The 15998-nt window shown below is 40.5% G+C and carries 9 protein-coding genes; 3 read left to right on the top strand and 6 right to left on the bottom strand.

The window, feature by feature from the left end:
* Positions 1-49: 49 nt before the first annotated feature.
* The 3 genes from B4B65_RS01755 to B4B65_RS01745 are packed head-to-tail and all read left to right on the top strand — an operon-like array spanning position 50 to position 4747.
* Positions 50-859 (top strand): fimbrial biogenesis chaperone, encoded by an 810-nt coding sequence (locus B4B65_RS01755; protein WP_293912822.1) that lies wholly within the window; start codon positions 50-52, stop codon positions 857-859.
* A complete protein-coding gene (locus B4B65_RS01750; protein ID WP_293912820.1) occupies positions 843-1922 on the top strand; it encodes a hypothetical protein in 1080 nt (359 codons plus the stop codon). The genes B4B65_RS01755 and B4B65_RS01750 overlap by 17 nt, the downstream gene beginning before the upstream one ends.
* Positions 1923-1981: 59 nt before the next feature.
* Positions 1982-4747, top strand: a complete 2766-nt coding sequence (locus tag B4B65_RS01745; RefSeq protein WP_293912818.1) for a hypothetical protein — start codon at positions 1982-1984, stop codon at positions 4745-4747.
* Between the two features lie 148 nt (positions 4748-4895).
* Here B4B65_RS01745 and B4B65_RS01740 read toward each other — a convergent pair whose 3' ends face one another.
* The 6 genes from B4B65_RS01740 to B4B65_RS01715 all read right to left on the bottom strand — a co-directional run bounded on the left by B4B65_RS01740 (position 4896) and on the right by B4B65_RS01715 (position 15961).
* Complete coding sequence (locus B4B65_RS01740; RefSeq protein ID WP_293912816.1) at positions 4896-7205, bottom strand: GH92 family glycosyl hydrolase; 2310 nt, start codon at positions 7203-7205, stop codon at positions 4896-4898.
* A 5-nt stretch (positions 7206-7210) separates the two neighbouring features.
* Entirely contained in the window at positions 7211-7936 is a 726-nt protein-coding gene (locus tag B4B65_RS01735) for a basic secretory protein-like protein (protein ID WP_293912814.1), read from the bottom strand.
* On the bottom strand, positions 7933-10287 hold the full coding sequence (locus B4B65_RS01730; RefSeq protein WP_293912812.1) for a GH92 family glycosyl hydrolase: 2355 nt from the start codon (positions 10285-10287) through the stop codon (positions 7933-7935). Before B4B65_RS01730 ends, B4B65_RS01735 begins: the two co-directional genes overlap by 4 nt.
* 139 nt (positions 10288-10426) lie before the next feature.
* The gene (locus B4B65_RS01725; RefSeq protein WP_293912810.1) at positions 10427-12235 is read right to left on the bottom strand and encodes a RagB/SusD family nutrient uptake outer membrane protein; all 1809 of its coding nucleotides are present in this window, start codon (positions 12233-12235) and stop codon (positions 10427-10429) included.
* A 22-nt stretch (positions 12236-12257) separates the two neighbouring features.
* Positions 12258-15362, bottom strand: a complete 3105-nt coding sequence (locus tag B4B65_RS01720; protein WP_201681255.1) for a SusC/RagA family TonB-linked outer membrane protein — start codon at positions 15360-15362, stop codon at positions 12258-12260.
* A gap of 38 nt (positions 15363-15400) precedes the next feature.
* On the bottom strand, positions 15401-15961 hold the full coding sequence (locus B4B65_RS01715; RefSeq protein ID WP_293912808.1) for an ATP/GTP-binding protein: 561 nt from the start codon (positions 15959-15961) through the stop codon (positions 15401-15403).
* Positions 15962-15998 lie beyond the last annotated feature (37 nt).

Here is a 15998-nt window from a genome sequence, read left to right as displayed (position 1 = left end):
TTTGGTGTAGTTTTTTGTATTTTAGGGCATTCTATAAGATCCTACCACTATGAAAAATCTGCTCATTAGTATACTGCTATTGGTATCTGCGTCCTCTGTATTTGCTCAGACAGGTATTACGGTAGGCCCTCCGCGGACTTATTTTGTAGCCGGTCCCGGCCAACAGCAAACACAGCGTATTTCGATCAGCAATCCGAGTAAAGATTATACAATGGAACTAGCCGTTTCTTTTGAAGACTGGCAGTATAGTACATATGGAGATAATCAGACTTTTCCTAAGGGATCATTAGCGACATCATGTGCTGCATGGCTATCTACACCGGAGATCTACTTTTCACTGAAACCTGAAGAGACTAAAATGATCAATGTCAATATCTCCGTACCGAAGGATTATATAGCATTAGATACAGTACCTGTACGTACTGCCATGATGTTTGTGACACAGATGAACCCTAAAACCGGTGTTAACAAAGAAGGAGCAAATATTCGTATAGCCCTTCGTTCCGGAATTAAACTTTATCAAGCTTTGCCAGGTAAAAATAATGCGGATATCGAGATTGAAGGACTTAAATACAACAAAGGAGAATTACAGACGCTTGAACTTAACTTCAGCAATACAGGAAATATTTGGGCAGACGGACAAATCGCAGTGGAATTACTTAATCAGGAAAATGGAAAAAAAACGGAGTTACCTTCGTCAAATTTCTTTACCATGCCACGGGATAAGCGCATCTTCCCTATCCCTTTGCCTAAAGAACTCGAAAACGGAACCTATCTTGCTTCAGTGCTTATTAGCTATGGAGATAAAGATGCTGTAAAAATCGGAGAACTTGAATTCAATTATGAAAAATCAAATTAATTTTCAGTTCGTTCTTATCATGCTTGTTTTCTTTGGTAACATCCCATTCCAAAGTAAGGCACAGCTGCGCTTTGATGTTTACAGTATACAATATCACAATGTAACTTCTTATAACGGATATGACAGCGGAGTAGGAAGTCATACTTTTCATTTTTCATATAACGGCACAAGCATCAATATCCCAAACTGGTCTGTAACTGCCCGCGTGAAAGCTCCTATTGTTCCGGAAAGTGGGAATAATGTATCCGGCCAACCTTTTCCGGCAGATAAGATCGGATTCAGGTTTACACATGACGATGCACAGTCTGTAAATCTATCCAGCATCGGAGCTAGTACTGCCCTTATTCCTTTACAGCAAAGCAATGAGGTTTTTATGATTCGCAATTCCAAAGCGCCGATCTTTTTTCAAAGCCAATATCCCGGATATATGCAATTTCGGCTTAATTACACCCTTCAGATTGCAGGCGGAGATTATCTGGATCTCTTGAAAAATAAAGATCCCTATAATATTATTGTTTACGGACTTCCTGTCCAGTACACTGTTTATAATGAAAAAGGAGAAGCAATATTAAGCAGAGATGTCTATTACAGGATTCAGATCAATAATACCCTTACGGGAGGATCTACAGAACCGGATTACAGTATTTCCATTATGGAGAATGCTAAAAACGGAGTGTTGGAATTTATCTCCTATGCGGATTATAAGAGAGGAGTAACAGCACAATACCCGGATGGCCTCCGCATCAATTCCATCACGGACTTTGAAGTCAATATCAAGGCTTTAGATCCTGAATTTAAAAATGCAGCCAACAATACACTGGATCTTTCAGTTTTGAATATACAATTGCAGCCCTCTACCGATGCCTCCAAAACATACAGCAACCCTATACTCCCCATAAGTACTTCTGCACAAACTTATCTTATAGGGACAGCAAATAAAAGCAAGAAAAAACCACAGTATTTTAATATTCAGTACAATGCATCTTTTGATCAGCAAAAACTTTCTACCATTAAGTCCGGAGCCTACCAAACTTCTATAATATATGTTCTGACTCCAAGATAGTCAGTTGATCTGCCATGAAGCATTTTCTATTTCTCATATCGATTGTATTACTGGGCTGTATGTTTCATTCAGAAGCAAAAGCTCAGCCTCACTACGATATTCAGATTAATACTGCTTCATCGCTGCATGTAGAAGAAGGTGTGGTCCAGCTTTCTGTAGAAGTTATAAATACAGGCTCATCCATTTTCAAAGGTTCTTTAAAAGTCGATGCTCCCGTCAATCTTTCTTTATTGAGTCAGAATACAGTTGAAATTGCCGCAGGCAAAAAAAAATATCTATCCTTTAAATTCAAATGTTCCGGCTTAGCAAACCTGAAGGGCAAAGCAATACAGATAACGGCGTATCAACAGGGAAATATAGTTTCGGATCCGGTTCGAATAAAATTAGATGTTGCAGAAAAACGTGCTGTCACGCTGCACAATATGACTGATGTCCAGTTGTTACAACGTGTGGGAGATCTTATTTACGTCAAAGCACTCCTACGGAATGAAGGAACATCAGACGAAAAGATCAACTTAGTATTTTCATCTCCGGACAGAGTAGGCAGCCGTTCATTTCAAACCATTTCCATGGATTTGCCTTCAGGGAAAGATACATTGATTACGTACAGCTTTACCGTTGAAAAGTACATGATGCAATTACCACGGTACAATCTCAATATTAACGGGCTATATCCTTCCAATGATATCTTTGGTAACCTTTCCCTTGTATTTAACAATGTATCTTCTGTGCGAAATTATGACAAAATGTTTCGTCAGGATCCGGATATAAATACCTACTCACGGAATAATATAGAATGGATAGCCAACAATATAGGTGAGCTTAACAGCATGTATTATCTCCGTTCTGTGGGTGAATATGAACTTTCAAAAGCGAAGTATCTCCGATATAACCTGTACGCTACAACATATGGAAAAATAACCGAAAGACCGCAGATTACAAATACCTGGATCAACTTAGAAAAAGATAATAAAGGTATTGTCGTCGGCAATCTACAGGAAAGCTATGATATGTTTTTTTATGGTCGTGGCGTTAAATTTTATACTGCAGATTCTGCTAAAAACAATTCTTTCGAAGCTGCTGTAGCAGAGAAATCATTTGATCTGTTGGCCAATAACACCACGGATCAGGGTTATTCGGCCTATGTCCGAACTGTATTAGGCGATCAGCTTCCTGATAAAAAATACTATTCGGGAACTTTATTCTACGATCATTCGCCTTATGACAGTACGGAAAGTTTTCTGTTCAGTAATACTTTTGGTTTCTTCAAACAGGCACAAAGGGACAAAATACGACTTGATGCTGATATTGGCGTCGGGTTAACCAACCGGCTGCATCCGTTATCGGGAATGTCAGATGATTCCAGACCTTCTGCAGCTCTGGGACTACGCCTCTTCACAAGACAAAAAGGATTCACCTATTCCAGTGACAATTATATCAGTACAGCCTATTATCCCGGAAACAGAAGAGGAAGCATTCAACTCAATCAGTATATTAATCGGAAACTGGGGAATGTAAGTATTACCGCAGGATACCTTTTTAATAAATACAATCCTAAATATCTAAACAGGAACTTGTTGTTCGATATGGAGGCAATAAATTCGCGTGCGAATATAGACTTTACTATGGCAGTCAATGACCTGCTCACTTACTCTGTCCAACCGAATTATACAACTGAAAGCGGGAATAGCTTTATTAACAACAGCTACCCTACATTAAGTATTAAAAGCTGGACATTAAATAATATTTTCTATGTACGTTCCAGAAATTATAAACATACTTTTTATATATCGTTCGAAACGGGTGTGAGCCGGTTAAAAAATATAGAAAATAATGCATGGATTTACAGGGGAAATTTTTCATACAACTATGATGCGTTCAATCTGTACGGAAATTTTCAAAAAGGTAATTTCCATATTTACGATGCTCTTCCTAATTTATCCGGTGTTGATGACCAAAACTACAGAGTATCGATAAGCCCTTCTTATCAAAAACAGTTTTGGAATAAAAAAATGTCTGCTACAGTAGGAGCAATACTAAATATCAGCAGTTATTCCGGAGAGAATTATATAGGCAATGCCTCTCTGCAATATCGGGTGTTGAAGAACACCATTTTAAGCAGTTCATATTACTACTATTATCTCAACAGCAAGAGCAATTTTACAAATGGATACGGCAATATCCAGGTTGGTGTGCGACAGAACCTTCCGTCAGGTGTGTCCTCCACTCTGCAAACTAAAAATGGGGATCTTGAAGTCTTCTGTTTTTATGACAATAATAATAATGGCATTTTCGATACAGGAGACAGCAAAGCTGTTAACTATACTTTATTGATTAATGATCTGATGCTCACTACTGACAGGCAAGGACAGGTCGCCTTCAAAAATATCCCATATGGAGAATTAGCTGTTGTATTCCCTCCGAAAGAAGGTTTTCAGGCAAATAATCAAAAAATTCTGATCAACAGGAGCAAAACAAAGCTATCGGTACCACTTCAGCAAAGTGTACAAATCGAAGGTACTATTCAGCTTGCTTATGATCCGGTACGCAGTATCGCTGTTGATACCGACCTGTTGGGCTATAAAGTTTATGCAAAAGATAACTATGGCCACGTATTTGAGTCACAAACCGACACCAAAGGATCTTACTCGCTTTTATTGCCTGAAGGGGAATATATCTTCTTTATGGATGAGGCCACTTTTCCTGAAAACATCTATCTGGATCAGAACTCCTATACGATGAAGGTGACAATAGGACAGAAAACAACAGCTCCTGCATTTAACTTACAGATCAAAGCAAAAAATATACAGATAAAGCGATTTTAAAAATAAAGCGCAGTTGCCTGCGCTCTATTCCGGGATCTACTAAATGAATTAGATTCATAAATCCAGGATCACCTTATCAATCACCAATTGATTATTTTTCAGCTACAGAACCAAATAGCTGCCTGTGTTCCTCCTTTCATTACAAGATCTACCGTTTAACCGGTTTGTTACTCATTTCGAAAAGAAGTTCACCCCCATTTTTTATGCTTTCATAGGATAGTACAAAATCTTTAATCACAACACCATTAAAAGATACCTTTTTGACATATACATTGTTATCCGATTGGTTTTGTGTATTAACAACTAATGTTTTCCCATTTTCCAGATTTAACTTAGCGGATTTGACAAGAGGACTGCCAATCCAGTAATTATTATCACCGGGTGATACCGGATAGAAGCCCAATGAACTGAAAATATACCAGGCACTCATCTGACCGCAATCGTCATTACCACCTAATCCTGCCTCTCCGTTTTGATATTGATGACGGATAATCTCCCGTACGCGTTTCTGTGTTTTCCAGGGACTTTTTGTAAGATTGTAGAGGTAGGCAACATGATGAGAAGGTTCATTACCATGTACATAATTTCCGATGATACCCTCTCGTGTAATATCTTCTGTCTGTGCAAAATAGTGATCAGGAAGATGCATGGTAAACAGGGAATCCAGATACGTTTCTATCTTTTGAGTTCCGCCCATTACAGTTATCATTTCCTTTGGCTGATGTGGTACATACAGACTGTAGTTCCATGAATTACCTTCAATAAAACCCTGCCCATGCGTATCCAGAACATCAAATTTGCTTCTGAAGTTTCCTTTGGAATCTTTAGGACGCATAAAGCCTATTGACTTATCGTACAGGTTCCGCCAGGATCCGGCACGTTTCATAAACGTTTCATAAACCTCCTTATTACCCAGTTTATTAGCCAATTGAGCTATACACCAGTCATCATAAGCATATTCCAATGTATTGGATACGGAAGTTCCTGAGACATCATCCGGTACATACCCGAGGTCAATATAAGCTCCGATTCCTTCATATCTTCTGGTATTAGCCGTCTGTACACAGGCTGCTAAAGCTGCCTGAGCATCACCTTTGTACACACCTTTCATTATTGCATCTACGATCACCGATACGGAATGATATCCGCTCATGCACCAATTATCATTGGCATAATGCGACCATATGGGCAACATCTTTAATACACTTTGATCATAGTGTGCCATCATAGAGGCTACCATATCCGAATTGCGGGAAGGATTGATCAGATTCATTAAAGGATGAAATGCCCTGAATGTATCCCATAAAGAGAATGAAGTATAATTAGTGAAGCCTTCGGCTTTATGTATTTCCTGATCAAGACCTTTATATTCACCGTTGTTATCCATATAGACAGTCGGCATCAGGCTGGCATGGTACATCGCTGTATAGAAATTAACAAGATCTTCCTTATTGAGCATATCGACCTCGATTTTTGCGAGTTCCTTTTCCCACTGCTGTTGTCCTTTCTGAACAAGTTGTTCAAAATCCCAGTCCGGAGTTTCTTCGTCCATATTCGCTAAAGCATTCTTCATACTTACCGGGCTTAAAGCGACTTTCATTGTGATCTGTTCACTATTATCTGTATCAAAATCCAGATGCATACGGATATTATGTGCTGCCAGATCCGGGAAATTATCCTGTTGATTGAATTTTCTCCAGAATCCGTTATAGACCGGCTTCCCGTCCAGATAACGTGCGCCATAGTTTTTGAATGGTTTAGATGTTTTTATAGCAAAGTAAACCGTTCGTGTACGTGCCCATCCGTTAGTTTGCCGATATCCTGTAATGAGGGAATCATTATGTACTTTAACTACTGTCCATACATTCTTGCCTTCATAATTATAAATACCTGCTGTCAGATCAAGGATTAGATGTGATGCTTCCGATTTAGGAAAAGTATAGCGATGTACACCTACACGCGCAGTAGTGGTCATCTCAGCGCGGATGCCATGTTTATCCAGTAGTACACTGTAATAATTTGGTTGAGCAATTTCATTCTGATGACTGTAAGGCGAGCGGTATCCGTCCTGAGGCCGTTGTGCAGTCCCGGGATTGAGCTGTAATTTACCTTGTGTTGGCATGACTAATACATCCCCCAGATCAGAATGCCCGGTCCCACTAAAATGTGTATGACTAAAACCGACAATTGTCGGATCGTCATATTGATAGCCGGCACAATACTTATACACATCCCCATTGTATTTCCCGTTTACTGCATAAGGAATTGTATCTGTATCCGGGCTGAGCTGTACAGCTCCGAAGGGCACGGTTGCTCCCGGAAAAGTATGTCCCATTTTGGCCGTTCCAATCAATGGATTGACATATTGGATAAGGTTTTGCTGTTGTGCCTGACTAACGAATGGAATATGCGCCAAAAGAACAAGAGATAAAAAAGAGACTGTTAACTTTACATTCATAGTGATTAGTTTAATGAGGGATCAGCAGCATAGCGGTCCCAGAGCTGATCCAGATCCTGACCAGTCTGTTGCTTCCAGAAGCTGTCGTTATATTTCTTTGTTCGCATTTTCTGATCCAGTGTTTTAATAATATTCTTCTTTACTCTTCTGTCCAGCCAGTAAAAGAAACGGGCTGTAATACGATAAGAGTCTGTATATTTCTGTTTTTCATTAAAGTCAGGCAGCTTCCAGTTTGCAGAAGCATTATCAATTCCTTCTGTAAATCTCACATAGTCTGCAATGCCTTCCGTGATCCACCACGGGCCGGCACCATTTGGATACCCCTGTACAATATGCATCACTTCATGTGTCACGACGTCAATATCATTGGGATTTTTCTTAAACCATCCCGGACTATAGCGAACAATGCCTCCGGCAGTAGCTGCTACCCCATTGTAACCCGGATCGATCACAAAAGAAACCTGCTTCCGTGTATGCTTATTATATTTCTTTGCTAATTTCGGATAATTAACAAAATAAGTATCAATAAGTTTTTGTTTTAAGGCCGGATCAAAATCTGCCTGCTTGTTGATCCATATCAAAGAAAATTTCCCTTTACTGAGTGTATCTACTTCAAAAGCCTCTTTCCGGTCATCATCTGTGTGCTGCCAGTTGTTCTGTGCAAATACCGTAACATTTCCCGTTCCCATCATTAATAGCAGGCAACACCAGATTCGTTTCATTTTTTTCATTTTTTATTTTTGGTTGATTTCTTTGTTATTGTTTTCCATTCCTCACTCATTGAATACGGAGCGGCAGATGCATCTGTTCCTCTCGACAGATTAGGTGTAGTACTCATATCAAAATTCAATACTCCGCCCTGTATTAAACCTTGATGACTCAGCCAGTTTTTATTATAGGATTGTCCGTTCAACTCCAGATTATTAATATAAATATGCTGATCAGACGCATTCTTCGCAACAATCTCTACTTTATGCCCATTTTCAAAATGAAGCACAGCCTTTGGGAACAAAGGGGCACCTATTACATATTGATCAGTGGCCGGACACACCGGGTAGAATCCTAATGCTGAAAAGACATACCAGGCTGAGGTCTGGCCGTTATCCTCATCACCGCAGTATCCGTCTGGAGTAGCCCTGTACATCCGATCAAGAACCTGCCTGACCCAATATTGTGCTTTCCAGGGTTGCCCGGCATAATTATACAGATAGATCATATGCTGAATGGGCTGATTGCCATGCGCATACTGTCCCATATCGGCAATCTGCATTTCCCGGATTTCATGAATTGTCCCTCCGTAATAGCTGTCATCAAATACAGGTGGCTGTGTGAACACACTATCCAGCATCTGTATAAAAGTTGCCTTCCCCCCCATCAGATCGATGAGGCCTTTGACATCATGAAATACACTCCAGGAGTAATGCCAGCTATTTCCTTCGGTAAAGGCATCTCCCCATTTCAACGGGTTAAAAGGGGATTGAAATTTCCCGTCCTTATTTTTTCCACGCATCAGATTGGTGGATGGATCAAACAGATTACGATAATTCTGTGCACGATTTGCGTACAGATCTATTTCTTTCTGTGGCCGTTTTAATGCTTTTGCGAGTTGATAAATAGCAAAGTCATCGTAAGCATATTCCAGAGTCCGTGCTGCATTTTCATTGATTCCCACATCATACGGAACATAGCCCAGCTCATTATAATAGCCCACTCCCTTACGGCCGACTGCTGTCACCGGACCTTCATTGTTTGCTCCATGCAAAAGCGCTTCATAAAGCGTATTTATATCATATCCCCTCAATCCTTTCATATAGGCATCAGAAACGACAGAAGCCGAGTTGTTTCCAATCATAATGTCTGCATATCCGGGACTACTCCATTCCGGCAGAAAACCGCCCTCCAGATAAGCATTTTTCAATCCTTCCTGCATTTCAATATTTATAGAAGGGTACATAAGATTAAGGAACGGATACAATGCCCGGAATGTATCCCAAAATCCTGTTCCGCCATAGAGATAACCCGGCAAAACTTTTCCGTTATAAGGGCTGTAATGTATAACTTCCCCCTCCCGGGATATTTCATAGAGCTTATTCGGAAAAAATAAAGTACGGTATAAGGTCGAATAAAAGGTTCGCATCTGATCCATATTCTCTCCTTCTACTGCAATACGGCCAAGTTTCGCATTCCATATATTTCGTCCGTCAGATACCAGCTGATCAAATGACCTGTTGCCCAATTCTTCCAGATTAACCAGGGCCTGCTCTGCGCTGATAAAGGACGATGCGACTTTGACATGAACAGTTTTGGAATGATCCTTAATTTTAAATCCAACAATAGCGCCTGTCTGGTTTGCTGTTGATTTTGTTTTTCCATTGAATCTTGATTTGTCTTCCCAGGTCGAAAAATTATCAAAAGGCTGATCAAACACCAAGACAAAATAGTTTTTAAAATTTGGGAGTTTCCCTCTTGAATATCTTGATGAATATCCGATAATCATATTCTTTTCCGGAATAATTTGTACTTCAGACCCTCTGTCAAAGGCATCCAACACGACAAATGCACTATCCGTAGGCTGGAAAGTAAATCTAAACATAGCTGCCCGCTCAGTAGGTGTTATTTCTGCTTTGACATTATGATCAGCGAGATATACGGAATAATGATACGGTTTGGCTGACTCCGACTTATGAGAAAACCAGCTTGCTCTTCCTTCCTGATCAAAAACGCCCTTTCCGGTTACAGGCATAAGGGAAAATTGGCCGTAATCATTCATCCACGGAGAAGGCTGGTGTGTCTGCTTAAGCCCTCTTATTTTATCCGCAGCATATACATACTGCCATCCATCGCCATTTTTACCCGTCTGCGGAGTCCACATATTCATACCCCAGGGCAATCCTATAGCCGGATAAGTATTTCCATTGGAAAGTGATGGTTTCGAATCCGTACCCATCAAAGGGTTTACCAGATCTACGGGCTCTATTGAACGTCCATGGATCTTCTGTGCTACTGCAGGAATCGGATTTAGGCATCCAATTGTCAGAAATATGCCTATGCTTAAACCTGAAAGTTTATTCTTTATTTTCATCGGTATATATTAGTCTCGTCATCAATATATCAGAGCAGTATTCCGGCTCTGTAAGGAGATCTTGTGCTATATCGGTTTATACAAGATCTCCATTCGTAAATTATGCGTCTAGCTTTCTGCTGTTCAGGTTTAATACCTGTTACCAGCCGGTGTTTTGCACCATTTTTTCATTCTTTAAGATTTCTATATTAGGTATCGGAAAAAGGTAATCTCTTTCCTTTTTAAATACTCTTGTTTCAATGAGAGTTTTTGTATAGAAAGCATCTCCGTCTGCATTCAGATTTAATCCGTATACAGCACCTCCATCTGTGTCTTCAGCAATTTTCCATCTTCTCGTATCGAAAAATCTCACATTCTCAAACGCCAGTTCGACCTGTCTTTCCCGACGTATTGCTTCCCGCATAGCTCCCTGAGAGACCGGAACAGGAATATTAGCAGAACCATAGACAGGTACTCCGGCACGCTCCCTGATCAGATTAAGATATTTGAGAATATCCGCATTTGCCGGCTCAGATTCATTTAGTGCCTCTGCATAATCCAGGTAAATATTAGCCAATCGGATCAGAAGGGCTCCGCGGCTGTTTCCATTTGCAGACACATTCTTCCGAACGGTATATCCTGTTGGTGTTACATCTGAAGTACTTTGCGACCTTCCCGAATTACCGCTATAATTGAATTGAGAAAGTACTGCCGTGCTACTATTTGCCTGATTTAGCCAGTAACTTCCATTGTAGGTAATACCAACATAAAACCGCGGCTCTCTGTTTACATAGGCTCCGAATGTAGTTCGGGAAGCCACATCATAAGGGGCTTTAAAACTGACAAATCCATCTTTTGTATAGCCGGAAGTTTCATCCGTTATAGATTTTCCGTTATTCATAAAATAAGCATCTACAATTGTTTGAGTTGCTCCCAAAGCTCCTCCTCCCTGTGCACCGGAAGGAAATCCGACATGCTTGGGCGTACGGTCATACTGTGCATTATTACTGCTGTTGGACCGGGCAAAAATCCATTCCTGATTCCAGTCTGTTGTCATTACATTGCGACAGGACAGATATGCAGCAACAAAAGGATCTGCATTACTCACCTTATAAAGCTGATAGTAATTAGGTACAAATTCGTCAATAAAAGCTTTAGCTGCTGCTGCTGCATCTCTCCACTTTTCCGGATTTGCAGCTGCACTGAACAGCGGAGTACCGTCTGTATTTTTTACTCCGGAAAAAGCGGCATTACCATTAAACAAAGGACTGGCATTCAACAATAAAGCTTCTACTTTATAGGCCTTTACCACACCTTTTGTAATACGCCCATATTCATTGTTACTGGGTTCGTAGGGCAAATCTGTATACGCTTTATCAAGCTCTGAAACGATATAAGCTATACAATCATCAAATGGCGTACGAGCGAGCTTCAGATCGGAAATAGGCTTGTTGATATCCAATATCTCCTCTCCCAGGATCGGCACAGGCCCATAAGCTCTTACCAGATAGTAATAATACAAGGCGCGCAATGCTCTTGCTTCTGCCTTGTAAGTCGTCTTCATCAGATCGTTTACTTCTACAGGATTCGCTCCGTCTATATTTTGAATAAAGTAAGACGCATTCCGGATACCCCGGTAGTAATTGTTCCAGAAACTTTCTATCGTCCCATCGGTATTACTCCATACCGATCTGATCATATTGTTACTGTAATTAAAATCCCAGGTATATTTGGCTTCATCCGAAGATGCCGTCCACGGACCAGAATTCTGAGTAGCCACAAACCGCTGAACCATTTCATTTGGAATAACGGAATAAATATTGGCCAAAAACTTATCGGTATTAGCCTTGGACTTAAAAATATCTTCTACGGTAATGACATCATCCGGCACCTGATCCAGATACTTATTACAGCCACTAAAGCACGACATGGTCAACAGTGCAAATAAGATATATATTGATTTTTTCATGATCTTTGATTTAATAGATGAGTTAAAAACTGGCCTGAACACCTAATGTTACTGTACGGACATTCGGATATCGGGTACCGTTACTGGTATTGAGTTCAGGATCCCATAACTTAAATTTACTCCAGTACAGCAGATTGACTCCCTGAATATATATCCGGGCATTTTTCATCCCAATACTTTGAAAAGTTCCCTTTTTAAAATTATACCCCAGATCGATGGTTTTTAACCTCAGGAAATCAATGTCTTTGACCCACCATGTAGAACTGACAGCATTATTTTTATTTGCGGCATTTCCATAAGCCAACCGGGGATAGAAAGCATTGGGATTAGGGTTTTCTTCTGTCCAGCGATCTTCTGCAACAGCAAATAAGTTACTTCTCTCCGCTCCGGTACTGTTATTAAATGGAATGATACCATCTCCCGAAATCTGTCTGTCAGCACCTGAAATTCCCTGAAAAAATGCTCCTACATAAAACTGCTTATACGTGACATTGAATCCGAAACCGTAAATCGTATTCGGCACATCTCCGTTACCAATGCGTGTTACATCGTTTGCATTGATAACACCATCTCCATTCAGATCCTTGTACCGGATATCACCTACACGTTGTGCCCCCAAAGCACTCTGGTCCGCATGTTCTGCAATCTCTTTCTGAGACTGGAATAAGCCATCTGCCACATAACCAAAGCGAGACAGATAATTTACTCCCCGTCTTTCCATATAGTCGAATGGCTGTTTTGGTTGATCATTTTCTATAACCTTATCTCTATTGTGGGTGAAGGTTGCCCGCATATCCAGATAAGCCTTACCTATAGCAACAGGAGCCAGTTCCAGAGTTGCATCTATACCTTTATTATCAAGAATTCCCAAATTACCCCAGGGAGAACTGTTCAGTCCTACATAACCCGGAAGCGCACCCCGCTGCAGGAAAACGCCTGAGCGTCTTTCTTTAAAGAAGTCTACCGTCAGTGATAATTTAGATTTTAAGGTTTTGATCTCTACCCCAAGGTTCTGTTTATGAGATTCAGCCCATTGTACATTTGTTCCGTAATCTGTAATAGCCGTTCCGCCATATCCCACATTATTAGATCCATTACCGAAAGTATAACCTCCGGCATCAGTATTGACTAAAGTCAGATAGCCAAAACGTCGTACACCACTGTTAATATCCAATGCTCCGCCATCTCCGACTATACCATTGGAATAGCGTAGTTTTAAGAAATCAAAAACATCTTTTACAGGTTCATAGAATTTTTCATTAGAAACAACCCACCCGACTCCGAAAGAAGGGAAAAATCCGAATTTCATATCCGGAGCAAAGTTTTCAGAACCGTTATATCCGAAATTTCCCTCCACAAAATATTTATCGGCGAAGGAATAAGTTAGTCTTCCCGCTAATCCCTGACTTCTGAAAGGCAATGAAGAAGTTACGCTATTGGCAAATGCAAATGTTTTCTCTCTCTGATTGAACAAAAGCATAGCACTGATGGTATGATCCTCTGCAATAGTGGTATTATAGTTTAAAGATGCTTCTGTATAGAACTGTCTGTTTGCATCATTACTTTTTGAGAATGCCAGATCATCTGTTCCCTGTGATATGATATTCAATATTGGGTTTCCATTTTCATCATATGGAAACAATCTGTTGATCAGATAGGTACTTCTGTTACGGACCCGATTAATAGTATGCGAATTCCAGATATCGAAGGAATATAAAGCAGAAAATGTCAATCCCGGAACCCAAAATTTCAGATCCTGAGTCAATCTTGCATTCGTCATAATCTGATTAGAGAAGATATTCTGAAAACCTGTCTGTGTGACAAGCGCATAAGGGTTGGGCTGTGCTCCGGCACTGCTGACTCCCGGTACCAGATTACCCGGGTACATCACCGGATATAGAACCGGATTGGTCTGCATAACATTGGAAAAGGCATCCTGCGGATTTACACCCGGATAGTTGATATTTGCAACATATCCCTGCATTCCCAATTCAAATTTGGTGGTAGAAGTCCAGTTCATTGATACATTGGAGGTGAAATTGTACCGTTTAAATCTTGTCGTGGCATCATAACTCTGTAATGCATCTGTACGCAGCAAACTTTCTTCATCATAATAGGCACCTGAAACATAATAGTTAGCAAATTCAGACCCACCTCTTGCACTGAAATTGGCTCTGCGATTAGTCGATACACTTCTGAATAATTCATCCATCCAGTTTACATTAGGGTATAAATAAGGATCTGTACCCAGAATGGTATTGTTTATATAGTTATTTGAATATTCTTTCTCCAATCCTGTCGCTATCCGGGCCTCATTCCTAAGTTTCATATACGTCACTCCATCTGTTAATTCAGGTCTTTTAGTAAAGGAAGTCAGTCCCTGATTGTAGTTGAACATGAGGACAGGTTTCCCGCTCACTCCTCTTTTGGTCGTGATGAGAATTACTCCGTTTGCTCCCGCAACACCATATACAGCGGTAGCTGAAGCATCTTTTAATATGGTAAAGGATGAAATATCCTCCGGATCGAAGCTATTGATATCCCGTCCCTGAATACCATCTACCACCACTAAAGGGGAAGCATTATTTCCGGACTGATTAAAGGTCGAGATACCTCTGATCCAAAGATCAGCTCCGTCAGATCCTGGAAGACCTGTCCGCTGTACACCGATCAGTCCGGAAATCCGTCCTGCTAATGCTGCACTCAGATTAGCTATAGGTACTTTAAGATCTTCAACTTTCACGGTAGACTGAGCACCGACCAGACTGATTTTCTTTTGCTGTCCATATCCGACCACAACGACTTCATTGATACTGTTATTAATCGCTTTCAGGATAACATTAAGGTTGATAGTTGTATTGATAACGGTTCGGTAATCTTCATAACCGATATAACGAACCACTATGGTGTCCCCTCTTGCTGCAAGAATATTAAATTGCCCTGACGGATCAGTAGCAACAGTCTTTTTAGAAGCCGTATTGACGATAGTAACACCATCAAGCGGATTATTCAGTTCGTCTTTTACTGTACCGGTAATATCCAGTTCTGACTTTGTCTGGGCAAATGCAGCAGACATACAGACTGTACCGATCAGCAGCCAAAGGCTGATGAGTAACTTTCTTTTCATATTTGGTTTAGTTTAAAAATTGATTAAATAGGATTGGCCTATTCAGGCACGTTGATAACTCTCCATTCCGCAAGCTGAAACAGTCCTGTACCACCCCGGATAGCTTTCACATTCATACGGTAATAGCGGTATTTCTCTTTATTACTGATATCAAAACGTACTTTTTGATTGCGGGAAGCAAACAGATAGCCCTGTTTACTGTCTACTGATACCCATGTAGATCCGTCATTAGATCCCATCAGTTCCCAGTCTTTAGGATCACGATCCTGGGCATCATTAGCCGACGCCAGAATGTATGCACCTACAGAAATACCTCCCGGAAAAGAAAGTTGCATGTAAAGATCATCATAGTATGGATTGATCAGAAACTTGGTGTTGTAGTCCTGGTCGACTACTTTCAGAGATCCCTCATTTGCAGTTTTCCCGCCAGAGTTTTCACGGTTAACCGAAAGGTTACCATAGGCAGTGATGTCCATCTCAGGTTCCTTTTCGGATTCCAATAGGTCATATTGCCTGACTTCGGTTTTGTCGCAGCCCGTCAGACAGGCAAACAGTCCGCAAAGGACAAATGCTTGTTGAAATTTGGTTAGCTTTTTCATAAAATTAAGGTAATTGTTACACTAAAACGGATTAGCA

Source organism: Sphingobacterium sp. UBA5789 (genome assembly GCF_002418355.1).
GTDB lineage: Bacteria > Bacteroidota > Bacteroidia > Sphingobacteriales > Sphingobacteriaceae > Sphingobacterium.
Note: the sequence above shows the minus strand (reverse complement) of the source record. Positions and strands in the feature narration are given on the sequence as shown.